Source organism: Rhodoplanes roseus (genome assembly GCF_003258865.1).
In the GTDB taxonomy this organism is placed as follows: Bacteria; Pseudomonadota; Alphaproteobacteria; order Rhizobiales; family Xanthobacteraceae; genus Rhodoplanes; species Rhodoplanes roseus.
In genome coordinates, this window is sequence record NZ_NPEX01000663.1 from 1 (window position 1) to 476 (window position 476).

A 476-nucleotide genomic window follows, 5' to 3' on the forward strand; every position below is an offset into this window, starting at 1 on the left:
CGCCCCGGCGCCCGTGCCGGCTCCGGCCGTGACGGCGCAGCCCGAGCAGCGCGTCGCGGCGCTCCCGCCGACACCCGCGCCGGAGCCCGTCGCCGCCGCCACCGGCCCGGTCGGGCTGTGGACGACCGAGAAGAAGGAGGGCATGGTGCGGGTCGAGGCGTGCGGCCAGAACCTCTGCGGCTACGCGGTCGACGCCAAGTCCGGCCGCAACGGCGAGAAGGTGCTCATCGACATGAAGCCGGCCGGCAACACCTGGAAAGGCCGGATCAAGGACACGCGCAATGGTGGCGGCGGCATCTACGACTCCACCGTGGCCATGAAGGGCGACGACAAGATGCGGGTGCAGGGCTGCGCTTTCGGCGGCATGTTCTGCGGCGGCCAGACCTGGACCCGCGTGGTGAACTGAGCGCCCGCCGGTCGGCTTCGCCGGGCGGCTTGTCGAAGCGCAGCCGGCTGACGCGGGGAAACCGCATCGC

At 72.9% G+C, this 476-nt stretch carries 1 protein-coding gene; it reads left to right on the plus strand.

The annotated features are described in order from the left end of the window. A partial coding sequence (locus CH341_RS31875) for a DUF2147 domain-containing protein (RefSeq protein ID WP_146604731.1) occupies positions 1-406 on the plus strand: 406 nt, incomplete at its 5' end. Positions 407-476 lie beyond the last annotated feature (70 nt).